Source organism: Rhodopseudomonas palustris, assembly GCF_003591005.1.
GTDB classification, from domain to species: Bacteria; Pseudomonadota; Alphaproteobacteria; order Rhizobiales; family Xanthobacteraceae; genus Rhodopseudomonas; species Rhodopseudomonas palustris_K.
On sequence record NZ_QYYD01000024.1, the window covers coordinates 51,243 to 72,567 of the forward strand.

Annotated in this window: 20 protein-coding genes, 1 tRNA gene and 1 pseudogene; 10 read left to right on the forward strand and 12 right to left on the reverse strand. The window is 64.8% G+C overall.

What is annotated here, in order from left to right; all coding sequences use genetic code 11:
• Positions 1-54: 54 nt before the first annotated feature.
• From D4Q52_RS20680 to D4Q52_RS20705, 6 genes are all read left to right on the forward strand, one after another.
• On the forward strand, positions 55-1,026 hold the full coding sequence (locus D4Q52_RS20680; protein WP_119858466.1) for an LLM class flavin-dependent oxidoreductase: 972 nt from the start codon (positions 55-57) through the stop codon (positions 1,024-1,026).
• A 245-nt stretch (positions 1,027-1,271) separates the two neighbouring features.
• Positions 1,272-2,159, forward strand: coding sequence for a branched-chain amino acid ABC transporter permease (locus D4Q52_RS20685; protein ID WP_119858467.1), 888 nt, complete (start codon positions 1,272-1,274; stop codon positions 2,157-2,159).
• On the forward strand, positions 2,156-3,112 hold the full coding sequence (locus tag D4Q52_RS20690; protein ID WP_119858468.1) for a branched-chain amino acid ABC transporter permease: 957 nt from the start codon (positions 2,156-2,158) through the stop codon (positions 3,110-3,112). Before D4Q52_RS20685 ends, D4Q52_RS20690 begins: the two co-directional genes overlap by 4 nt.
• Positions 3,109-3,897: an ABC transporter ATP-binding protein gene (locus D4Q52_RS20695; RefSeq protein WP_119858469.1), complete on the forward strand. Its 789-nt coding sequence runs from the start codon at positions 3,109-3,111 to the stop codon at positions 3,895-3,897. Before D4Q52_RS20690 ends, D4Q52_RS20695 begins: the two co-directional genes overlap by 4 nt.
• Positions 3,894-4,634 carry an ABC transporter ATP-binding protein gene (locus D4Q52_RS20700; RefSeq protein WP_119858470.1) on the forward strand — a complete coding sequence of 247 codons (741 nt, stop codon included), beginning with the start codon at positions 3,894-3,896 and terminating at the stop codon, positions 4,632-4,634. Before D4Q52_RS20695 ends, D4Q52_RS20700 begins: the two co-directional genes overlap by 4 nt.
• A gap of 109 nt (positions 4,635-4,743) precedes the next feature.
• Positions 4,744-5,883: an ABC transporter substrate-binding protein gene (locus D4Q52_RS20705; protein WP_119858471.1), complete on the forward strand. Its 1,140-nt coding sequence runs from the start codon at positions 4,744-4,746 to the stop codon at positions 5,881-5,883.
• Positions 5,884-6,382: 499 nt separating this feature from the next.
• Here D4Q52_RS20705 and D4Q52_RS20710 read toward each other — a convergent pair whose 3' ends face one another.
• From D4Q52_RS20710 to D4Q52_RS20740, 7 genes are all read right to left on the reverse strand, one after another.
• Positions 6,383-7,801 carry an MFS transporter gene (locus D4Q52_RS20710; protein WP_182915389.1) on the reverse strand — a complete coding sequence of 473 codons (1,419 nt, stop codon included), beginning with the start codon at positions 7,799-7,801 and terminating at the stop codon, positions 6,383-6,385.
• A gap of 77 nt (positions 7,802-7,878) precedes the next feature.
• Positions 7,879-8,877: a PDR/VanB family oxidoreductase gene (locus D4Q52_RS20715; protein WP_119858473.1), complete on the reverse strand. Its 999-nt coding sequence runs from the start codon at positions 8,875-8,877 to the stop codon at positions 7,879-7,881.
• Between the two features lie 48 nt (positions 8,878-8,925).
• The gene (locus D4Q52_RS20720) at positions 8,926-9,963 is read right to left on the reverse strand and encodes an aromatic ring-hydroxylating dioxygenase subunit alpha (protein ID WP_119858474.1); all 1,038 of its coding nucleotides are present in this window, start codon (positions 9,961-9,963) and stop codon (positions 8,926-8,928) included.
• Positions 9,964-10,058: 95 nt separating this feature from the next.
• Positions 10,059-10,835 (reverse strand): SDR family oxidoreductase, encoded by a 777-nt coding sequence (locus D4Q52_RS20725; RefSeq protein ID WP_119858475.1) that lies wholly within the window; start codon positions 10,833-10,835, stop codon positions 10,059-10,061.
• A 3-nt stretch (positions 10,836-10,838) separates the two neighbouring features.
• A complete protein-coding gene (locus D4Q52_RS20730; protein WP_119858476.1) occupies positions 10,839-11,822 on the reverse strand; it encodes an ABC transporter substrate-binding protein in 984 nt (327 codons plus the stop codon).
• Positions 11,819-12,631 (reverse strand): 2,3-dihydroxyphenylpropionate 1,2-dioxygenase, encoded by an 813-nt coding sequence (locus tag D4Q52_RS20735; protein WP_119858477.1) that lies wholly within the window; start codon positions 12,629-12,631, stop codon positions 11,819-11,821. The genes D4Q52_RS20730 and D4Q52_RS20735 overlap by 4 nt, the downstream gene beginning before the upstream one ends.
• 2 nt (positions 12,632-12,633) lie before the next feature.
• Positions 12,634-12,936, reverse strand: a complete 303-nt coding sequence (locus D4Q52_RS20740; protein WP_119858478.1) for a hypothetical protein — start codon at positions 12,934-12,936, stop codon at positions 12,634-12,636.
• A 153-nt stretch (positions 12,937-13,089) separates the two neighbouring features.
• On the opposite strand from D4Q52_RS20740, the gene D4Q52_RS20745 reads away from it, so the two are divergent.
• Positions 13,090-14,469, forward strand: a complete 1,380-nt coding sequence (locus D4Q52_RS20745; RefSeq protein WP_119858479.1) for an amidase — start codon at positions 13,090-13,092, stop codon at positions 14,467-14,469.
• Between the two features lie 3 nt (positions 14,470-14,472).
• Here the strand turns inward: D4Q52_RS20745 and D4Q52_RS20750 are convergent, their stop codons facing one another.
• From D4Q52_RS20750 to D4Q52_RS20765, 4 genes and pseudogenes are all read right to left on the reverse strand, one after another.
• Positions 14,473-14,904 carry a MarR family winged helix-turn-helix transcriptional regulator gene (locus tag D4Q52_RS20750; RefSeq protein WP_182915390.1) on the reverse strand — a complete coding sequence of 144 codons (432 nt, stop codon included), beginning with the start codon at positions 14,902-14,904 and terminating at the stop codon, positions 14,473-14,475.
• Positions 14,905-15,311: 407 nt separating this feature from the next.
• A pseudogene (locus D4Q52_RS26830) lies at positions 15,312-15,422 on the reverse strand (tartrate dehydrogenase); the annotation flags it as partial.
• 108 nt (positions 15,423-15,530) lie between these two features.
• Positions 15,531-15,606: transfer RNA gene (locus D4Q52_RS20760), tRNA-Ile, on the reverse strand.
• A 448-nt stretch (positions 15,607-16,054) separates the two neighbouring features.
• Entirely contained in the window at positions 16,055-17,206 is a 1,152-nt protein-coding gene (locus tag D4Q52_RS20765) for an ABC transporter substrate-binding protein (protein ID WP_119858498.1), read from the reverse strand.
• 282 nt (positions 17,207-17,488) lie between these two features.
• Here D4Q52_RS20765 and D4Q52_RS20770 point away from each other — a divergent pair, with 282 nt between their 5' ends.
• From D4Q52_RS20770 to D4Q52_RS20785, 3 genes are all read left to right on the forward strand, one after another.
• Positions 17,489-18,244: an SDR family NAD(P)-dependent oxidoreductase gene (locus D4Q52_RS20770; protein ID WP_119858481.1), complete on the forward strand. Its 756-nt coding sequence runs from the start codon at positions 17,489-17,491 to the stop codon at positions 18,242-18,244.
• 240 nt (positions 18,245-18,484) lie between these two features.
• Entirely contained in the window at positions 18,485-19,576 is a 1,092-nt protein-coding gene (locus tag D4Q52_RS20780) for an aromatic ring-hydroxylating dioxygenase subunit alpha (protein ID WP_119858483.1), read from the forward strand.
• Between the two features lie 136 nt (positions 19,577-19,712).
• Complete coding sequence (locus D4Q52_RS20785) at positions 19,713-19,913, forward strand: hypothetical protein (protein WP_119858484.1); 201 nt, start codon at positions 19,713-19,715, stop codon at positions 19,911-19,913.
• A gap of 462 nt (positions 19,914-20,375) precedes the next feature.
• Here D4Q52_RS20785 and D4Q52_RS20790 read toward each other — a convergent pair whose 3' ends face one another.
• Positions 20,376-21,143: a GntR family transcriptional regulator gene (locus tag D4Q52_RS20790; RefSeq protein WP_119858485.1), complete on the reverse strand. Its 768-nt coding sequence runs from the start codon at positions 21,141-21,143 to the stop codon at positions 20,376-20,378.
• Positions 21,144-21,325: the final 182 nt, after the last annotated feature.

The following is a 21,325-nucleotide window of genomic DNA, read 5'->3' on the forward strand; positions in this document are numbered from 1 at the left end:
GTCAACAACACTGCAGCCATTTCGAGCTGTCGATCAAAACCGCAGAGAGAGCACATGCGCAGCCGGTTCGGAATCTCCCTGGAAGGCAACGAAGCGCTCGACGAACTCCATCACATGGTCAGCCTCGCGGACGAGAGCGGCGCCTCCACCATCTGGCTCGCGTCGCATCTGTTCCAGCGTGAGCCGATTGCCACCGCCGCCATGGCTCTCGGCCGTTCGAAATCCGTCAAGATCGCCCTGATGGCGATGAGTCCCTATTCGGTTCACCCGGTCTACGCCACGATGGCGGCGGCCACGTTGAACGAGCAATTCCCGGGGCGCGTGATCCTGTGTTTCGGCGCCGGCGCTCCGCGCGACCTCGAAGCCGCCGGCCTCAAGGCGGATCATCCGCTCGGCACCCTGCGTGAATCGATCGACATCGCCCGGTCTTTGCTGAGCGGCGAAGTCGTCGCGCACGACGGCGAACGCTTCAAGGTGAACGGGCGCCGCCTGTCGTTCGGTGCGCAGCAGGTGCCGATCTTCCTCGCTGCGTCCGGGCCGCAGATGCTCGAACTCGCCGGCGCTGCGGCGGATGGCGTGCTGCTGAGCGCCGCCACCTCGCCGGCCTTCCTGCGCTGGACGTTGGAGCTGGTGCGCAAGGGCGAGACGAAAGCGGGACGGACCATCAAGAAGAGCGCGCTGGTTTACGTCTCGGCCGACCGCGACGAGACAGCGGCCCGTGATCGGCTGCGCCGCACCCTCGGCTTCATTCTGCGCGGCCAGCACCACGCCCGCAATCTGGAGATGGCGGGCACGACGCTCGATCAGGCCGCCCTGGCGGCCGCCTATGCGCGCGAGGATTGGGAGGCCGTTGCGCGCCTGGTCGACGACAACGTGGTGATGCGGCACAGCGCCAGCGGCACCCCCGAGCAGGTCGCGGCAGCGTTTCAAGCCTACCAAGACGTCGGCCTCGACGAAATCGTCGCCGCAGGGATGACGACCTCCGCCCAGCTCTCGGATGTGTTCAGTTCGGTTTCAGGCAAGTGATAGTCCCGCCGCGACATGCGCGCCGGCAATCGCCGATTGTCGTGCGGCTCTACTAAGCGCCGCAGTTGCCGATGCAGCGTCGTCTGCGCGCACAGTTGCAGGATTGACCGACAAAGGCGCATGCCGTGCCGTGGGAATGAGCAGCGCGCTGGCATTGTTAAATTGACGGCACGATAAGGCTCCCCTAAGCTGACAGGAACGGTGTTCTTTTTATCGGAACATCGCGCAACGACCTGCGGAATGCGATGGAAGTCAGCGCCACATATCTGCTGCAACTACTCCTGAACGGCCTGATGCTCGGGCTGATCTACGCATTGATCGCGGTCGGTCTCGCGCTGATCTTCGGTGTCCTCGAGGTGATCAACTTCGCCCATGGCGAGCTGTTGATGCTCGGCGGCTACGCCATGGCGCTGACGCTGCCGCTGGTCGGTCTCTCCTATTGGCCATCGCTGCTGGTGGCGGTGATCGTCACATCGCTGGTCGGCGTCATGCTCTACGAATTCTTCCTGCGCCATATCGGCCAGAAGGAATTCGAGCGCAGCATCCTGACCACGCTCGGCATCTCGATGATTCTGCTGTACGGCATGCAGTATCTGTTCACCGCGACGCCGCTGATGGTGGACACCGCCTATGGTTTCGACGGTGTCGAGATCGGTTCGATCCGCATCACGCTGACCCGGCTGATCGCCGGCGGCCTGTCGGTCGCCGCCTTCACCGGGCTTTATTGCCTGCTGAAATTCACCCAGTTCGGCCGCGCCATGCGGGCGATCGCGCAGAACCGCGAGGCCGCTTTGATGATCGGCATCAAGCCGCGCCACGTCGCCCGCAACGCGGTCGCGCTCGCCGCCGCCTTGTGCGGCCTCGCCGGCGCCGCCCTGGCGCCGATCCAACTGCTGCACCCGGCGATGGGCCAAGCGGTGATCTTCAAGGCGTTCGCGCTGGTCGTGATCGGCGGCCTCGGCAACATGACGGGCGCCGTCGTCGTCGCCATCGCGCTCGGCATGATCGAGAGCTGGATCGGCGGCTTCTTCAGCATCGTCTGGCAGGAAGGCGCGATCTTCGTCATCATGATCGTTGCGGTGCTGCTTCGTCCCGACGGCATTTTCAAGCGCGGGAGCATGCGCGTCGGATGACGGAGCCCCGCTGGACCCCCTACGCCGTCGTCGTGGCGATCGTGTTGTTGGCGGCGCTGCCCTGGCTCACCGCGTCGAACTACATGATCGGCATCGCGATCTCGGGGCTGATCTTTCTCACCGCCGCCGCCTCGCTCAATCTCGTCTATGGCTATGCCGGCCAACTCTCCTTCGCCCAGTTGGGGTTCTGGGGCGTCGGCGGCTACTGCGCCGCGATCGCCGTGGTCGATCTGAGCCAGAGCTTTTGGGTCGGCGTCGCCTTGGCGGGGCTGGTCAACCTGCTGCTGTCGATCGTCATCGGCATCGTCATCACGCGCACCACGCGCCACGCCTTCGTGGTGGTGACCCTGACCTTCGCGCTGCTCGCCGGACTGATCGCGCGCGACTGGGTGGGCGTCACCCGGGGGCCGCTCGGCATCCCCGGCCTGCCGGCGCCGCACCTGATGGGCTTCGCCTTCGACACAAGTGCGCGCTTCTATTATATCGCGCTGGTGTTCTCGCTGCTCGCTCTGGCCTTCCTGTACGCGCTGAAGACGTCGCGCATCGGCCTGATCCTGAAGGCTGTCAAACAGAACGACCCGCTGGTGGAATCGCAGGGCATCGCGCCCGGCCCTTACAAGCTCGCCGCCTTCGTGATCGCATCGGTCATCACCGGCATGGCCGGCGGCATCTACGCATTCAACCTGAAGCTGATCGACCCGAGCTTCCTTGATTTCTACTACATGCAGACCTTCCTGATCATCGTCATCATTGGTGGCGCCGGCAGCTTCTGGGCTGTCGTGCTGGCCGGCGCCGCGATGGTGGTGCTGCCGGAAGCCCTGCGCTTCTCCAACGAATTGCGCATGGTGATCTACGGCGCGGTGTTGGTGGCGGTGATGATGTTCATGCCGCGCGGCGTGGCCGGCTGGCTCGAGGATCGGCGCATCGCGGCGCTGCGAAAGGCGCTGCGATGACCGCCATCCTGAAGGTTTGCGACGTCAGCAAGGCCTTCAGCGGCGTGCATGCCGTGCGCGGCGCCAGTTTCGAGGTCGAACAGGGCAGCATCACCGGCCTGATCGGCCCCAACGGCTCCGGCAAGAGCACGACGATCGACTGCATCAGCGGCTTTCAGCGGCTGGACGGCGGCCGCGTCCTGCTCGGCGATCGCGACATCACCGGACTGCGGCCCGCGGAGATCGCCAAGGCCGGCATGATCCGGACGTTTCAAAACGTGCGCGTCTACGACTCCTACAGCCTGCTCGACAATCTGCTCGTCGCCGAACAAGCCTTCCGGGATCTGAACTGGTTCGACGCGCTGGCGCGGACGCCGCGCTATCGCAAGGTGCGGGAGGCTGCCGAGGATCAAGCGCGCGGACTCATCGAACTGGTCGGCCTCACCCGGCTGATCGACGCCCCGGCCACCGTGCTGTCCTACGGCCAGAAGAAGCTGCTCGCCTTCGCGGCGGCGATGATGGCGAAGCCGCGCCTCATCGTGCTCGACGAACCGGTCGCCGGCGTCAACCCGTCGCGCGTCAACGAAGTCGCCGACATTCTGCGCGAGGCCAACGCCACCGGCATCTCATTCCTGATCGTCGAGCACAATGTCGAATTCATCAACAGCCTGTGCGGCAAGGTGATCGTGCTCGAACAGGGTCGCAAGCTGACCGAAGGTACGCCTGCGCTGATCCGCAACGATCCCCGCGTGCTGGAGGCCTATCTCGGCATCGCGCCGGCCGAAGCGGATGCGGAGGCGCCATGAACTCCTATCCGAAACTGGAGATCATCGATCTGTGCGCCGGCTATGCCGACGTTCCGATCGTCCGCGATTTCTCCACCCGCCTCGCCCCGGGCACGATCACTACGCTGATCGGCGGCAACGGTGCCGGCAAGTCGACGCTGCTGCGGGCGATCTACGGCACCAATCGCTGGTTCTCAGGCCAGATCGTACTCGATGGCGAGCCGATCCAGCGGCTCGGCCCGGCCGAGCGGCTGAAGCGCGGCGTCGGCTTTGTGCCACAAGGCCGCTGCAACTTTCCGCAGATGAGCGTCGCCGAGAATCTGAAACTGGGCTGCTACACGCTGTCCGGCCGCCAGCATCAGGCGGCGATTGCTCGCGTGGTCGGTCAGTTTCCGATGCTGGAACGCAAATGGTCGGAGCTGGCAGGCAATCTCTCCGGCGGCGAACAGCAGGTGCTCGAGACCGCGATGGTGCTCCTCACCGATCCGCAACTGCTGCTGCTCGACGAGCCATCGCTGGGCCTGTCGCCGAAGACACAGGCGGAAGTCTTCGCCGTCGCCAAGGACGTCGCAAGCGCCGGCGTGACCGTGCTGGTGGTCGAACAGAACGTCCACGGCGCGCTGCTGGTTTCCGACACGGCGATCGTAATGGAGCTCGGCCGCAAGTTTCTGGAAGGCCCTGCCCGCGCGGTGCGTGACGATCCGCGCATCCGCGAGGCCTATCTGGGCGGAAATATCAAAGAGGCGATCGCGACATGACGCTCCGCATTGGTGTCGACGTTCCAGCGAGGTTTCCGGGCAATCGCGAGTGCCTGGGATGAGCGTCTCTATTCTGTGACTTAACCTAACAGCTGAAAGAGGCACGACGATGCTGATGAAAAGAATAATGCTGGCGATCGGGCTGTCGCTCGTGGCACCAATGGTGTCGGCCCATGCGCAGAACATCGTGATCGGCGCTAGCGTCCCCGACACCGGACCGGCCGCCGCACCCGCGACCTGGCAACGCTGGGGTTATCAGCTGGCTCTTGACGAAGCCAACGCGGCAGGCGGCGTGCTCGGCAAGAAGGTCGAGATGCTCGCTTACGACAACCGCTGCAATCCCTCCGAAGCGGTCAATGTCGCCAACAAGCTGATCGAAGCCAAAGTCGTGGCGATCGTCGGCGCGCATTGCTCTTCGGCGACGCTCGCAACCATGCCGCTGATCGCTGCCGCCAAGATTCCGCTGCTGGACGGCGTTGCGTCGAGTCCGAAGATCACCGAGCTGTCCGGTGTCGGCGGCAACGAATGGACGTTCCGCATCAATCCCTCTGACGACGACATGATGAACGCGCTCGGCATCTATCTGAGCAGCAGTTCGAAGATCAAGCGTGTCGCCGTGCTGGGCGAGGACACCGATTTCGGCCGGGGCGGCGCCGCGGCCTTCGCGGCGGTGGCGAAGAAATACGGCATCGAGGTGATCTCGACCGACTTCCACCCGCAGAGCTATCCGGACTTCACCTCGCTGCTGACCCGCATCCAACAAAGCAAGCCCGACGCGATCGCGACCTTCCAGCTCGCCGGAGATCAGCTCAACTTCCTGCGCAACGCGATGCAGCTCGGCGTGCGGATCCCGTTCATCGGCCGCTTCGACCCCGGCGGCAACAATCTGCAGATCATCCAGGCCGGCGGCATGGAAGGATCGATCACCGCCTGGACCTACAGCTATCTGGTCGACACGCCCGCCAACAAGGCGTTCGCCGCGGAGGTCGAGAAGCGCCACAAGACCACGCCGGTGCTGCAGACCTGGGCCGGATACGACGCCATGCGGTTGGTGCTGACAGCGATCAAGAATGCCGGCTCGACCGACCCGACGGCGGTCCGCGACGCGATCAAGAAGATCGATTTCACCAATGTCATGGGCGCCAAAGTCACCTTCGACGACCACAACCAAGGCGGCAAAGTCGTTCTGATCGAAGGCATCGCCGACAAGAAGGTCAAGATCCTGAAAGAAGTCTCGTTGGCCAACTGACCGCCGCGCGGGGGTCACGGGATCCGCACCCGTGGCCGTTTTGACACCAGCTCGAGCCATCAAATCAAATGCGATGACGTCGAGCCCGAGCACAGATCACAGCGCGCGCCGGCCTCGTATCGAGAAGCCGACGCGTGCGAAATGGCCGTTGCCGGTGACGCGGGTAATCTGCCAATACGTCAACCCAGATTGCCTCGATGGCTCGGGCCGTAGTCGGTGCGGGATCTCGTGCCGGGCCTTTACCATCCGAAGCAGAGATGCGGCGCGGTCGATGCAGCAGCGGGCCTCGTCCCGATTGTAGACGGTCTGACAAATGACGCCTCGTAGGCGCGGCGGCAGCGGCCGGAAGCCGACGGATGCGCTTGGGCACGTTCCGTTCGATGAAGTGCCAAGGCGGCGGCAAGATCATCAGCATCTCATCCCACAACATCAAACGCACGCCGGCAGGAAGAGCTGCCAGCGTGCGCAACGGCGGAGTGCTCGCCGAACAGCCATCAGCTCACTTCGTTTGGACCAACCCTGAAACACTTCGGACCCCGTCCATCGTCTGGTCGATTTCCGGGGAAACATCTTCGAGTAGTCGGCCGCGTGTTTCGACGCCCAACAATCCGACGGTGAGCGCGCCCACGAGGCCGACAACGGCGAACATGAGAAATACGGCGCTCAGATCGGCATAGGCCATGAAGAGGCCGACAACATTCGGACCGACGATCGAAGCCACTCGGGCGAAGGCGCTCGCAGTCCCAACCCCGATCGATCGCACGCCTGTCGGATAAAGCTCAGGCGTGTAGGTCCAGACGCCAAGATTAGCGAACGACACCATCATCGAGGCCAGTGCCGCGAGCGACATCATGGTAATGGCGGAAGCGTCCTTGGTGACGAAATGCAGCACGATCAGCGGAAGACTGGCGAGCACAAAGGCGCCAACGAAGAACGTACGGCGAGCGATGCGGTCGAGCACGATCGCGCAGATCAGACCGGAGATCAGCAGCACCAGATTTCCTGCCACGCTGTAGGTCAGCGCCTCGCTGGTCGACATGTGGTAGCGCGTCCGAAAGATCGTCGGCAGCCAGGTCATCAGGCCGTAGAGGATCATCGACGAGCAGAACCACAGTACCCACACCAGTAGCGTGCGCTTGAGATACAAAGGATGAAACAGGTGCGAGAACCGGCCCTGCGTCGAGGCTTGGGAGGCCGTCACCTGCTCCGGGGCCGGCAGGGGCTTGCCGCTTTGGGTCTGCACCACAGTCTCGATCTTGCTGAGAATACGATCGGCGGCAATGGTCTGACCGTTGCGCGCCAGCCAACGCGGCGACTCCGGAACGAGGCGGCGCAGGATGATGGTCAGCAGTGCCGGCACCGCGCCGATGACGAACATCCACTGCCAGCCGAGATGCGGCACCACGAAGATGCTGGTGACCGAGGCGGCGAGGAAGCCGACCGGCAACATCAGCTGATACAACGACAGGAAGCGGCCGCGTTGCGACGATTTTGCGATCTCGCTGACGTAAGTCGCGGCCACCGGGATCTCGCCGCCGATGCCCCAGCCCTGCAGGAAGCGAAACAGCGCCAGCGACCACACGCTCCAGGCGAACGAGCAGGCCAGGCCAAACACCGACAGGATCAAGATGGTCCAGTTCAGGACGCGGATGCGGCCGTAGCGCTCTGCGAGATAGCCGAACAGCGGCGCACCGATGAGCTGCCCGGCAAATCCGCTCGAAAGCAGAAAGCCGATCTCGGCGGGCTTGAGATGCCACTCCTGAATCAGCGCCGGGATCACGAACGCGATCGCGATCGCGTCGAAGCCGTCGAAGAAGGTCGCCATTCCAAGGATGGATCGAATCTTGAGGTGCCATCGCGTGATCGGCAGGCGGTCGACCCGCGCTGCGATGTCGGCGGCGGATATTGGCGAGGTCATCACGGACCCGTTTGGCGCAGACATTTCGTACATCTCATCCCCTCTCAGCGATGTGGCGGAAACGGCGGTTCAACCTGTCATATGTCGAGGACCAGTCGCGCCGAGCGGGCGCGCGAGCAGCAGACCGCGATGCGATCATTGGCTGCCCATTCGCTCTCGGTTTGGTACGCGTCGCGGTGGTCGGGAACGCCTTCGATGACGTCGATCAGACACGTCCCGCAAACGCCCTGTTCGCACGACAACGGCACATCGACGCCGGCGGCGAGCAGCGCCGCCGCGATCGTCTGATCGCTCAAAACTCTCACCGTGACGCCGCTGCGCACCGCGGTGACGTCGAATTCCTCGCCGCCTTCGGTGACGCCGGCGGCCGTGAAGGCTTCGTGATGCAGCCGGCCTTCCGGCCACCCCTTGCGCCGCGCTTCGGCGAGCACTGACTCGATGAACGGCGCCGGGCCGCAGACATACAAGTGCTCGTCGGCCGTGGCCGAAGGGATGTCGCGCTCGACCGCGAAGCGCTGCCCGCCGTCGCCATTGTCGAGGTGCAGACGGACCTTGGGCGCGTAGCGGCTGCGCTGCAGTTCAGGCCAGAACGCCGCGGCGGCTCGCGAGCGCGCGCAGTAATGAAGTTCGAAATCGGCGCCACGGCGCTCGAGATCCGCCGCCATGGCGAGCAACGGCGTGACGCCGATGCCGCCGCCAATCAACACGCTGCGGCGGGCGCTGCGGACCAACGGGAAATTGTTGCGCGGTTCGCCGATCGTGAGCCGATCACCAGCCTCGAGGTCGCGGTGGATGGCCAGCGAGCCGCCGCGCGACTCGGTCTCCAGTTTGATGCCGAGGCGATAGGTTGAGGTGTCTGCTGGATCGCCGCACAGCGAGTACTGGCGGACGATTTTAGGAGAGATGTGAACATCGATATGCGCGCCAGGCTCGAAGCACGGCATCGGCGATCCATCAGCGGGCGCGAGCTCGATGATGACGATGCCGTCGCCGGCGTTGACGCGCCGCACCACCGTGACGTCGATCAAACGGTCGGCGCGGCCGGCCGCGATTGGTTGGACCTCGGGCACACTCATCGTAAGCATCTGTGCTGCATTCATCGAGCTGGCTCCCCGGGCGCCGCGCTAATGAGACCGATCCGGCTGAGCGGCCGTTTCCTCGCGAAGCATGCGGTCGATCGTCCTGCGGAACGCCACCGAGCCGGCATCGAAGGCGATGTCGACGGTCTTGGCGTGGGGTAGCAGATCCATGGTGAGCTGCTGCGCCGCCAGCACCTCGGCATCCTCCTCGAGCGTCGCGTCGATCTGCGCCTTCAGGAGCTGCGTCGTGTCCGGGTCGTCGATCTTGAAATTGCGAACTTCGGTCCAGAACAGATGCGCGGTCTTGTCGGTTTCCGGCGTCACGACATTGAGATTCCACCGCTCGATGCCTTGACTGCGGTTGCCCTCCATCGCGCCGGTGCCGACCTTGGCGCCGCCCACTTCGAGCCAGACGTAGCAAGGCGGCGCGGCCGTCGCGATCTGCCAGCGATCGATGTTGCTATCGAAGCCGCCGAGCTTGACGAAGGTCGGCGGCGGCGGCACGTCATGCATCCAGCGCGTCACCTTGACGGTGTCGCCCTGACGCGTCGTGGTGACGGCGTGGCGCGCGACGTCCAGGGTGCCGATGGTGCGGCCGTGGACGTAGGACAGATGGCTGAGATCGAGCAGATTATCGACGCCGTAAAGATAGTTGGCCTTGACGTCGACGCGCGCGCCGACGGCGGCCCAGCCCTCTCGGTCGATGATGCTGAAGTCGGGCAGCCGCGCCTCGTCGGCCAGCGCCGGATCGCCCATCCAGATCCACACCATCTGCCAGCGCTCGATCAGCGGGAAAGACTTGATCCTGGCGGCAGCCGGAATTTTCTCCTGCCCTGGCATCGAGATGCAGCGACCGGCGCGGTCGAAGACCAGGCCGTGGTAGCCGCACTGCACGTCGTCGTTGACGAGCTTGCCGATCGACAGCGGCACGTTGCGATGACAGCACCGGTCCTCGATCGCCACCGCCTCGCCTGCCCCGGTCCGATACAGCAAAACAGGCTCATTCAGGATGCGGCGGGCAAGCAGGCTGCGGCCGAGCTCTTCGCTCCTCGCCGCGACGTACCAGTGGTTTCTCAGGAACATGTCGCTCTCCGCATTTAGTAAGCTATCTATGTATTTGATCGAGGGTCAAAGCCAAACTGTGAGCGGTGTGCCGCCTCTTCGTGCAGCCGTTCGCCTCAGATCGAACGGATGACACCGCCGTCGACCGGGATCGCCGCCCCGGTGACATAGGCGGAGCGCTCGGAAACGAGGAACGCCGCCACGCTGGCGATGTCGTCGGGCGTGCCGAAACGCTGCAGCGGAATGTCCGACAGTTTGGATTTGTAATACGCTGCCGAATCCATGTCCGAGACCGCAACGCCACCCTTGAACCGCTCGGTGAAGATGCGGCCGGGCACGATGGTGTTGAACAGGATGCCGTCCGCTGCGTAGTCGCGCGACAGGCTCTTCATCAGGCCGGCTGCGCCGGGACGCGTCGCGTTCGACGCGACGAGATCCGGGATAGGTTCGCGGACCGAGCGTGCCTGAACCGTCACTACGCGTCCCCAGCCCTTGGCCTGCATGTGAGGCAGCACCAACCGCACCAGCCGGGCAAGCGGCAGCACCGTCGCCTCAAAGGCGGCCGTCAGATCAGCGTCCGTTAGAGATTCGAAATTGCCGCGACGCGGTGACGCGCAAATCGCGATCAGAATGTCGAGGCCGCCGAACTCGGCAACGGTTCTGCTCACCATCGAGTCCAGGTCGGAGGCGACGCTGAGGTCCGCCGTGCAGCCGATGACGCGGGCTCCGGACGCCGCCTGGATCTCCCCGGCCGCCTTCTGAATCTCGACTTCGTGGCGCGCGCAAATCGAAACGTTGCAGCCTTCGGCCGCGAGCAGGTCGGCGCACGCGCGTCCGATGCCGCGGCTCGCCGCGGTGACGAGCGCCGTACGCCCCTTAATGCCGAGATCCATGTGTTACCTCGTGACTTCGGTGTCGGCGAGCGCTTCGGCCGCCGTGTAAATGCGATTGAACCAGCCGTCGCGCTCCAGTGCGTCGAGAAAGGAAGGGTCGTAGATCTGGAGCGGACTCATCGATGCCGCTGCAGGATAGTCGGCCACAAAAGAATCCAGGACCTTCTGCAATCCGCTGAACGAGGCTCGCGGCACTCTCGAAAACCGAGCGGTGTAGAACTCGTAGATGCGTGCGACGCCGGCCTCGTCCGTGAAGTCGAGATGCCTCCGCAGCGCCGCGCGCGCTAGATCCGGCTTCGTCCTGAACGCGTGGACGGCCCGCGCATAGCCCTCGACGACCCGCGCCACAAGATCCGGCCGCATCGCGGCAAGGCGCCTGGTCGTGACCACGACCGGTCCCTGGAAGTCGAACTCCTCGCTCAGATCCGACAGAACGGAAAGGCCCTCGCTCGGCGCGGCGGCGAAGCGATAGTCGGCGGGCAGCACGCCCGCGGCGATGCGCCCGGCACGCAACTCCTCGAAGATCACCGGATAGCGCTTGAGCGAGGCGATCGAGACCTCGGCGCTGGACAGGCCCCAGCGGCCGAGCATCTGGGCCGCGCAATAGCCGGTCTGCCCCGCCGCCGTCAGCACGCCGATGTCACGGCCGCGGAGTTGACCGGGCTCTTTGATATCCGCCGCCCCGACGATGAACAACGCCGGCCGCGGCTCGGCGGCGAGCAGGATGACCGGGTCGTGGCCCTCGAGCGCCCACTGCACCACGGGGACAGCACCGAACTCGGCGATGTCCCAGTCACCATCGACCAGACCGGTGATCCCGGCGGGACCGGCGGTCTCCATGCCGGCGATGACGAGGTCGATCCCGGCTTGCCGAAACGCCCCCGCCGCAAGACCGACGACAGCCAGACTCTGCGCGGTCGATCGGATGCCGATCGCCAGCCTGACTGTTTCGAGGCCGGCGGATCGCGGCGCGGGTGCCGCGCTCATGAGAACACGCTGACGGCGCAGCCGGTCTGCCAGGCTTCGATCGGCGCATAGCTCAGCGTCTGCGCCGGCCGTCCCTCAGTAGCGCCGAGCACGACCGCCCAGGGCCGTATTTCCCAACTGCCGAATCCGGCCTGGTCGAGCCGAGACAGCGGAATGTCGAGCATCGACGTCGGCGTCTCGCTGGCCAACATGGCCAAGAACTCCCGATCGAATTCCGGGTCGAGACGGTTCGCCTCGGCGGCTCCGGGCGCATGTGACAGGCCGCCGGTGGCGATGACGGCGACGCGCTCGGGCCGTAGCCCAATGGTCTTGCGCAGAACTCGCCCGAACTCGTAGCAGCGTCGCAGCGACGGCATCGGTGCGACCTGGCAGTTCACCATGATCCAGACGATTGGTATGTCGCGCTGCGGCCGGATCAGGCTCATCGGCACCATCACGCTGTGCTCGAGCTTGAGCCCGCGCGAGAACGCCGGATCGAAACCGGAATCCATCGCCGCCTCGAGAAGATGCGCCGCCAGATCCGGGGCGCCCGGCACGCGGCCCTTGGGCATGCCGAGCCACTTCTCGACCGGCCCCTCGTAGTCGTCGTTGATGCCGACGCAGAACGCCGGCATGCGATCGACGAAGAAATTGGTGAAATGATCGGGCGCAACGAAGACGATCGCGTCGGGCTTGCTGGCGTCGAGAAGGGCGCCGACAGCGGCGGCGGCGTCGAGAAAGCCGCGGCGCTGCTGCTCGGGCGCCTTGTCGGTGAAGGCGGCGATGCCGGGCGCGTGACTCATGGCGGCCGCGAAGGCGAGATCACCCATGTCTATTCTCCCGGGCTGGTGAAACGGCGGGTACTGGAAAACATCCGGCTTCCCTCGAGCGCCGCCAATCGATGGTGATAATCGGCGGGAGCGATGCCGGCATAGCGCGAGTACGGCGCGATCAGCAGCGGGTGCACGCCCATGCGATACAGCTCCTCTACCGAACCGCTCTCGAGAGCGGTTCGTTCGGTTGCGCTGAGCTCGAACGGTTCGAACAAATGCTCGCTTCCGTCGCGCAACGCGGCCTGAAGTTTTTCGTCATGCTTCAGCTCGAATATGAAGCGCTCCACTTCGAAGAGACTCACCGCGCCACCTCGCTTCGTCGCAGGTTTTGAATTTACATAGATATCTATTTATATATTCTGCCGGCGGTCAATTGGAAAAGCTGGGCTCCGCGTGCCGTCGATTTGAGCAATTGACGTTTCTTGCGGCGCACACCACGGAAAGAGGATCGCGTGATGTCGGAACCTGTGATCACTAACCTCAGCGCGACCGAGCTTCGCGCGTTGCTCGACACGCGCGCGATCAGCGCCGTCGAACTACTCGACGCCGTCGTGGCGCGCCACCGCGCCACGCACGCCGCGATCAACGCGGTCGTCGCCACCGATCTCGATGCCGCTTATCAGGCGGCGGCCGCCGCCGACGCCAGGTTTGCCGGCGGCGAGCGTCTCAGTCCGATCGACGGCATTCCGGTCACGGTGAAAGACAATATCGGCGTGAAGGGCATGGTCGCGAGCTGGGGCAGCCGACTGTTCGCCGATCGCATCTGCGATCGCGACGACCTTGCGGTGGAGCGGCTTCGTCGCGCCGGCGCGGTGATCTGGTGCAAGACCAACACGCCGGAATTCGCGCTGGCCGGCACCACCGAAAACGACCTGTTCGGAGCCACCCGCAATCCGCGCGACCCGCGGCTGACGCCCGGCGGCTCGAGCGGCGGGGCCGCGGCCGCGCTCGCCGCCGGCGTCGGTCCGCTGGCACTCGCCACCGACGCCGGCGGCTCGGCCCGACGGCCGGCGGCATTCACCGCCACCGTCGGATTGCGGCCGTCGACCGGACGCATCCCGCGCGGCGGCTACTTTCCCAACACGACTCACGATCTGCAGACGCTGGCGCCGATGGCGCGCAACGTGGACGACGCTCGCCTGCTCTATCGCGTGCTGGCCGGGCCGGATCGGCGCGACCGCGCGTCGCTGGTGCTGCCCGGCGCCGCGCGCGAGCCCGGCTCGCCGCTGCGGATCAATATGTTTCGCACGGTGAGCGACAAGCCCGTCGAAGGCGCCATCCTCGCGGCGCTCGACGATGCGGCAGCGCGACTACGCGAGCGCGGCAGCGACGTCCGCGACGTGACGGCGCCGTTCGAGCTTGGCCGGATCGAGCGGATCTGGTCGGTGCTGATCTCGAGCTTCGCCGCCGCGTTGGTGCGCGAGCACACCGACGCCGCGTTCGGCGGCACCATCCGCAAACTGGCCGAAGCCGGCGCGACGATGACCGCGGTCGAGCTTCGCGCCGCGATGGAGGATCTTCAGCACATCCGCCGGGAGGTCGACGAGGCGTTCGCCGAGGCCGACGCCTTTCTGTGCCCGACCTCCCCGTGCTTTCCCTGGCCGGCGGACGCGCCGTTCCCCGGCGAGATCGACGGTGAGCCGGCGACGCTGCGCGACACCGCGATTTTCCTGCCGTTCGCCAACGTCGCCGGCTTGCCGGCGATCAGCCTCCCGGCGCCGGGCGCGCGGCCGATCGGGCTGCAGTTGATCGGAAATTTCGGCGATGACGAGCATCTGCTCGACATCGCCGCGCTGCTCGAGACGGCGCTTGGCGCGCCGACGCAGGCAAATTGAGGATCAGCGCCGTCGGCGCGGCGGCACGAACTCGCCGGCGTCGATATTGGCGCGCATCTTGCGCAGGATGTTGCGAAGCATGTCGAACTCGTCGGCCGAGATGCCCTTCAACACGAAATCGTTGATGCCCTTCACCATCGGCAGCATGCGGTCGCCGACCTGGCGGCCGGCGCGGGTCAGGAAGATGCGGGTGCTGCGGCCGTCATTGGGATCGGGCTTGATCTTGACGAAGCCGTGCCGCTCCATGTCGCGCAGCGCCGTCACGGCAGTCGGCTGCATCATGCCGACGCGCTCGCTCAGCTCGCGCTGCGACAGTCCGTCCTCCTCCCACAGCACCCTGAGAAAAAACCACATCCCGTAGGTGACGCCGCCGCCTTCCAAAGCGAGGCATTTCTTCAACAGCGGCTTCAGACGCCGGTCGGTCATCGTGAGCATGAAGCCCACGCTTTCATCGAGTTTGTACTCGAGCTCCTGACGTGAAGCTGGGGATTTCAAGGATTTCGGCATCTCGTACCGCGGAAGAAGGCGGAATTCATCTGTGCTTTGGAAGAAAGCCAAGTTTGGTTATCCAAAGGTCGTTGCTATGACTACCCTCCCGGCGCAGGCCAGTAAAGCTGCCGTGCGACTGCCGCCGGGGATACTGCTGGTCATCGGGCACTTTTCTGCGATCGGCGCTGCGCGCCCGTTCGGCCGCACTCTCACTCACACATTTGGACCGGTAAGGACGTCGTCTACTCGGCGATCGTGCGAGACTAACTATGCCAGCCGTACGGCAAATCCAGTCGACACGTTGCATGCCTAGTTGGTCAGGAGACGGCCCTTCGCGCAGAACGAAGTCTCGGCGCGAACTTGAACGCGAAACGGATGATGCGGATGACGCCGGCGCGGGTCATCAGCGAGACATCGGTGCCGGCTTCCCCCGGCAGTCCCTGATGCACGCGGCCACCGACGCCACACGATTGGTGGCCTTTGGCGGTCAGCCCACTCGAAGTTTTGGCCTGACTGGTTCTTAGAGCGCAAATGACGCGCTCTTAATGTGTCCGCACAGCCAGATCGTCCGTTGGTGGGCCCGGCAGGACTCGAACCTGCAACCAGACCGTTATGAGCGGCCGGCTCTAACCATTGAGCTACAGGCCCCGCCGGGCGCCGCAGCGCGGCGGACGGTGCGGGGACGGCATACAATGACGAACTCGGTACGGCAATCTCTGGTTGGCCGGACGGGGTTGCGGCCGGGGGGCGCGATCAGCGGAATCCCAGGCCCTCCAATCCCCCCAGAACGATGTCGCAGCCGTCACGAAGATCGCGCTTCGCGAAGAACGGCGACGCCGCTCTGTTCACCCTCCCCTGGAGGGGGAGAGTCGGCGTCCAGCCCGCATAGCGGGATGGGCGACGGGGTGAGGTGAGCCGCAAGCACGGCGGATGAACTCTTCGCCACCCCGCCCGACTCGCTGCGCCAGCGCCCCTCCCTCTTCAGTGGAGGGTGATCCTTTCCCTGCGCGCAGGTGATCTTGTCAGCCCCAGCAAGAATGCGACGGCTGGCCTGGAGTCGGAGGGCAACGCAAGTTCCGGTGCAAGTGCCCGTTGTTTACTTGCTGATCAACGTCACTTTGCCCTCGTCGATTTTCACCAGGTGAGTGACGGCGGGGCTCTGGCCGCTCTCCTTGCCGGCGGGGCCGACTTTTTCAAATTTGATGTTGCCGGTGAGGCCCGCATAGCTGATCTCCCACAGCGCGGCGCGGATCTTTTCGGAATCGGCGGCGCCGGCTTTTTCGATCGCCAGCGCCAGCACCCGCACGGCGTCGTAGCCGCGCGCGCCTTCGGGCATGCCGCCGGGCGGCAGGCCGGCCTTGGTCCAATCGGCGATGAACACCTTGGCAGCTTCCGGGTCCGGCGCGGTCTCCGGGAACCACGGTGCGAACATCGCATCATGGTAGGAATCATTGGCTGCGGTGCCGGCCTGCGCGATCAGCTGATCCGGCAGCGTGCCGCCGGTGGTAACGATGCGGCGCTTCAGGCCGAGCGACTGCGCCTGCTTCATCAGCAGCGTCATCTGCTCGACGCCGGTGGTGATGAACAGCGTGTCGCTGTCGGTGCTCTTGAGGTTGGACAATTGCGCCGACAGGTCCTGAGCGGCCGCGTCCATCGTCAGCGACTTGTTCACCGTCAGGCCCTTGTCCTTCAGCATCTTGCCGAACTCGGCGGCGGCGCCGAGGCCCCAATCGTTGTTGACGGTGAGGAAGTCGGCTTTCTTGATGCCGAGCGGCTCGACAAAGCGCGCGAAGCTCTTGGCTTCGGTACCGTTGGTCGGGCTGATGCGGAACACGTAAGGGTTGCCCAGCGTGGTGATCTTGTCGGCGCTCGAGGTCTCGACCACCATCGGCACCTGATATTCGAGCAGCTTCGGCATCACCGCCAGCGTGTAAGTCGAGCTCCAGGCGCCGACCAGCGCCGGCACCTTGTCACGGGTGATCAGCTTCTCGGCGACGGCGGCGGCCTCGGTCGGGTTGCTCTTGTTGTCCTCGATGATCAGTTCGAGCTTCTTGCCGAGAATGCCGCCCTTGGCATTGATCTGCTCGGCGGCAATTTTGGTGCCCGCCGTCACCATGTTGCCGGCCGCCGCGACCACGCCGGTGAGCGGCTGATTGACGCCGATCTTGATGGTCTCCTGCGCGGCAGCGGGGCCGCTGACGGCAACGACAACGGCGGCACACGCCATCCACGAACGCGACGAGCTCATCTTCATCTTCTCCCTGACCGACCGGTTGACGCCTCGCAAAGCGGAGCCACGCCGCAGTTTGCTCTAATAGCCTAACTTTAGGATGTTTGCAGTCAACGGGCCCGGACGGCGATAATTCCGGCAGGCTTTGCCTAACTTCGGCGCAGCCGCGGCGTTGCCGCACTTGAGGCTATTGTGCTATTTATAGGACGTATTAGGGCGGCGCGAGTTCGGACTGTCTCAGCGCCCGCGAAGCGTCGCGGCGCCGTCCGGCCCGCACGCAAACCACGAGGAGACGCACGAATGGATCTCGACGGCAGCGTGGCGATCGTCACGGGCGGCGCGATGGGGATCGGATTCGCCGCCTGCGAGGCCCTCGCCGCGCAGGGCGCCGCGGTTCTTGTGGCCGACAAGGCCGGCGCAGCGGCCGCGGCCGAGCGGCTGCGCAGCCAGGGCTATCGCACCGCCCATACCGACACCGATGTGGCCAGCGAAGCCGACACCGCCGCGATGGCGGAAGCCGCGCTGCGCGCCTTCGGCCGTATCGACATCCTCCTGAACAACGCCGCGATCTATTCGACGCTGACCTTGAAACCTTTCGAGCAACTCACCGTCGCCGAGTGGCGGACCATTCTCGACGTCAACGTCATCGGCCAGTTCCTGTGCTGCAAAGCGGTGGTGCCGCACTTCAAGACGCAGCAGGCCGGCCGCATCATCAACATTTCATCGGGCGTCGCCTTCAAGGGCAATCCCGGCATGCTGCACTACGTCGCCACCAAGGGCGCGATCGTGTCGATGACCCGGACGCTCGCCACCGAACTCGGCGACCATGGCATCACCGTCAACAGCGTCGCGCCCGGCTTCACGCTCAGCGACGGCGTGCACAAGAACCCGGAGCTGGTCGGGGCAGTCGCGCCGTTTTCGGTGCGAGGCCGCGCTCTGAAGCGCGACATGGTGCCGACCGATCTGGGCGGCGCGATCTGTTTCTTCGCCGGTCCGCACGCCGCGTTCATCACCGGCCAGACGCTGGTGGTCGACGGCGGCGCTTACTATCACTGACGGACATTTGGGCATCCTCACCTCAGAGCCTCACCGGAATGTACGACTTTGACTTTGGCACCTTCCTTGCGACACGTCATGCCCGGCCTTGTGCCGGGCATCCACGCCTTCGTGAAGGAAATGCAGCAGAGGCGTGGATGGCCGGGACAAGCCCGGCCATGACGATACCCAAAGCAAACTAGGCAGCGAAGCAGCGGCTCGAATTCAGCAAGTCTCATGTCAGACGGTTAGGAGGCGGCAATGGCTTACATCAAAGAGGCGTGGTACCCAGTGGTCTGGGCCGATCGCGTCGGCCGCGAGCTGACGCGCCACACCGTGCTGGAAGAGCCGATCGTGATCTATCGGCTGCAGGACGGCGGCATTGCCGCGCTGCAGGACGCCTGCCCGCATCGCCTCGCGCCGCTGTCGCTCGGCCGCCTCAAGGGCGACGACATCGAATGCGGCTATCACGGCATGACGTTCGACTGCAGCGGCAAATGCGTACTGATCCCGGGGCAGGACATCATCCCGGGCCGCGCGCTGGTGCGCGCGTTTCCGGTGCAGGTGAAGTACGGGCTGGTCTGGCTGTATATGGGCGATCCCGCCAACGCCGATCCGGGCAAGATCTTCCATATCGAGCAATACGACGACCCGTCCTGGCACGCGGTGCAGGGCGACACCCTGCGGATCGAGTGCAACTATCTCAGCCTGTGCGACAATCTGCTCGATCCGGCGCATGTCACCTTCGTCCACGCCACCACGCTCGGCACTCCGGCCGGCGCCAGTGTGCCGGTCAACAACGAGTATCACGGCAACGAGATCTGCGTCTGGCGCTGGATCCGCAATGCGGCGCCGATCGGCGTGTTCGCCAAATTCGGCGGCCTCACCGGCATGGTCGATCGCTGGCACTACTACACGTACAGTACGCCCAGCTACTTCAAGATCGACATGGGCTCGTGCCCGACCGGCAGCATTCCGGACATGGAGCGCCGCGCCGAGGGCACACAGATGTTCACCTGCCACGTGCTGACGCCGGTCGACGAGCGCACCGTGCTGCAGCACTGGTTCCACGTTCGCAACTTCCGCACCAACGAATTCGAGATGGACGCCGACCTCAGCGCCAGCCTCGACATGGCGTTCCGCGAGGACAAGGTGATCCTCGAGCGCATCCAGCTCGAGGAAGAGCGCGCGCCGGACTTCAAGCGCATCATTCTCGGCATCGACGCAGCGCCGATGCGGATGCGGCGCATGGTCGACAAGCTGATCGAAGCCGAGGCCGCGGCACGTTCGTCGAGAACGACCACCAACGGCAAGTCCGCGAAAGTCTCGGCGGCCACCGAGATCCACGGATGATCGAAACTGGTGCACGCTGCGAACATTTTATGCGCCGCCTGCTGCAAAGCGACCTTGCCCCAGGCAGGCGCGCTCGTAGGATCAACGCACGGGGGACATTCCGTTGGCGGATCCCCACAGTCGCAGGAGCTCGCTGATGAATCTCGCTGACGCGCGTCCCGTCGTACTTGACATCGCCGCTTCCGCCGCCTCCGGACTGCCGGTGTATTATCCGGCTCCCGAAGCCCATGACGACGCACCGGCTCGATGGTCGCAGCCGCAACAGACGCAACGGCCCAGCCTGTTCGGCCGCTGCCAGGCGCTGCTGCAAGCGCAGTTCAGCAGCGCGCGACGCTGAAGTAGTTCATCGATTGGTGGGCGCTTTCGCCCTGCCCACATGTGTTGATCCTCATCCCGAGAGCCTGACTCAAAACTAAAGCCAAACTCTCGGCCACATTGTGCAGTCGGTTCGTTTGCTCACAAACTCCGTCATGGCCGGGCTTGTCCCGGCCATCCACGCCTTTTCTGCATGTCCTTCAGCAAGGCGTGGATGCCCGGCACAAGGCCGGGCATGACGCGTGGATAGGAAGGTGCCTGATTTAAGGGGCACATTTTCGGCCACGCTCTGAGAGCCCGGCGGAGCCGGGCGTCTCGAAGGATGGGGCCACGATCCCTTCCGGCCGATGATTCGAGACGGCGCTTCGCGCCTCTCACTATGAGGTCGAGCTTGGGGCAAGCCTCCCGACAGCTGGCCCGATTCCATTTTCAAGCCGCGTTATTCTAACCGCCTCGCGTGGGCTCAACGCCCAAGCGCAGTTGATCAGCCTGCCTTGGCCAGCTTGCGCACCACCTTGCGCGGCTTCGGCACCAGATCGCGGCGCAGCGCGAAACAATTGCGCTGATAGTGGAACTCGGCGACATAGATCGCCACATTGGCGCCGTCGACCAACACCAGCCGGCAGTCGGCGGTCGGCTCGCCGAGCCCGACGCGGAGCAGTTCCGCCGTTTCCCAATCCGCCACCCCGATCGTCACCGTCTGCAGCGCGTGGGCGACGTCGATATCGGCCATCTCCATGATGCGCGGCAGCGCCGGCTTGCGATTGAAGGTGCGGCGATCGCGCTGGTAGATGTCACGCGCCAGCCGCAGATTGGCGACCGCGAACGGCTCGCCGCGGCTGAACTGCACGCTGCGCAGCTGCACATAATCGGGCGCCAACACGCCCTCGCCGTCCCGCAGCGGCGGCGCCGCGGCGTGCTCGTCGATATGAACAACCTTGATGACGTTGTCGCGCACCGACTCGATCACCGATTCCAGATCGTTGGCGAGATTGAACCAGTGCTTCTCCTTGGGCCGCCCCGACACGAACGTGCCCTTGCCGCGGATCGACTCGACCAGCCCGTCGTCGCGCAGCAGATCCAGCGCCTGCCGCACCGTGATCCGCGCCACCTTAAACTCCGCCTCGAGCTCCTCGATCGTCGAGATCTTGTCGCCCTCGCCCCAATGCCCACTCTCGATCCGCTGCCGCATCACCGAGGCGACCTGCAAATACAGCGGCACGCGATTACGATCTCGATCTGGGTTTCGCATGGGGATGGTTCTCGTAAATGTCTCGACACAGCGCGCGTGAATATACCGGCTTCGCAGCCGGCAAACATTCTAAAGTCTTTATAATAGACTTAAGTTATGACCGCGTGCCTGAACGCCTCGCAGGGGGATCGCTTACAACCGACATCGAGCGCTGCATTGCAAAGATTGCGCTTGGCGAGGCC

Excerpts from the sequence above, each read along its gene's own strand:
- D4Q52_RS20765 (WP_119858498.1), bottom strand. The coding sequence starts at position 17,206 with ATGAGCTCGTCGCGTTCGTGGATGGCGTGTGCCGCCGTTGTCGTTGCC.
- D4Q52_RS20735 (WP_119858477.1), bottom strand. The coding sequence starts at position 12,631 with ATGGGTGATCTCGCCTTCGCGGCCGCCATGAGTCACGCGCCCGGCATC.
- D4Q52_RS20785 (WP_119858484.1), top strand. The coding sequence starts at position 19,713 with ATGAATCTCGCTGACGCGCGTCCCGTCGTACTTGACATCGCCGCTTCC.
- D4Q52_RS20705 (WP_119858471.1), top strand. The coding sequence starts at position 4,744 with ATGCTGATGAAAAGAATAATGCTGGCGATCGGGCTGTCGCTCGTGGCA.
- D4Q52_RS20730 (WP_119858476.1), bottom strand. The coding sequence starts at position 11,822 with ATGAGCGCGGCACCCGCGCCGCGATCCGCCGGCCTCGAAACAGTCAGG.
- D4Q52_RS20710 (WP_182915389.1), bottom strand. The coding sequence starts at position 7,801 with ATGACCTCGCCAATATCCGCCGCCGACATCGCAGCGCGGGTCGACCGC.
- D4Q52_RS20715 (WP_119858473.1), bottom strand. The coding sequence starts at position 8,877 with ATGAGTGTGCCCGAGGTCCAACCAATCGCGGCCGGCCGCGCCGACCGT.
- D4Q52_RS20690 (WP_119858468.1), top strand. The coding sequence starts at position 2,156 with ATGACGGAGCCCCGCTGGACCCCCTACGCCGTCGTCGTGGCGATCGTG.
- D4Q52_RS20780 (WP_119858483.1), top strand. The coding sequence starts at position 18,485 with ATGGCTTACATCAAAGAGGCGTGGTACCCAGTGGTCTGGGCCGATCGC.
- D4Q52_RS20790 (WP_119858485.1), bottom strand. The coding sequence starts at position 21,143 with ATGCGAAACCCAGATCGAGATCGTAATCGCGTGCCGCTGTATTTGCAG.
- D4Q52_RS20770 (WP_119858481.1), top strand. The coding sequence starts at position 17,489 with ATGGATCTCGACGGCAGCGTGGCGATCGTCACGGGCGGCGCGATGGGG.
- D4Q52_RS20725 (WP_119858475.1), bottom strand. The coding sequence starts at position 10,835 with ATGGATCTCGGCATTAAGGGGCGTACGGCGCTCGTCACCGCGGCGAGC.
- D4Q52_RS20695 (WP_119858469.1), top strand. The coding sequence starts at position 3,109 with ATGACCGCCATCCTGAAGGTTTGCGACGTCAGCAAGGCCTTCAGCGGC.
- D4Q52_RS20685 (WP_119858467.1), top strand. The coding sequence starts at position 1,272 with ATGGAAGTCAGCGCCACATATCTGCTGCAACTACTCCTGAACGGCCTG.
- D4Q52_RS20750 (WP_182915390.1), bottom strand. The coding sequence starts at position 14,904 with ATGCTCACGATGACCGACCGGCGTCTGAAGCCGCTGTTGAAGAAATGC.
- D4Q52_RS20720 (WP_119858474.1), bottom strand. The coding sequence starts at position 9,963 with ATGTTCCTGAGAAACCACTGGTACGTCGCGGCGAGGAGCGAAGAGCTC.
- D4Q52_RS20680 (WP_119858466.1), top strand. The coding sequence starts at position 55 with ATGCGCAGCCGGTTCGGAATCTCCCTGGAAGGCAACGAAGCGCTCGAC.
- D4Q52_RS20700 (WP_119858470.1), top strand. The coding sequence starts at position 3,894 with ATGAACTCCTATCCGAAACTGGAGATCATCGATCTGTGCGCCGGCTAT.
- D4Q52_RS20745 (WP_119858479.1), top strand. The coding sequence starts at position 13,090 with ATGTCGGAACCTGTGATCACTAACCTCAGCGCGACCGAGCTTCGCGCG.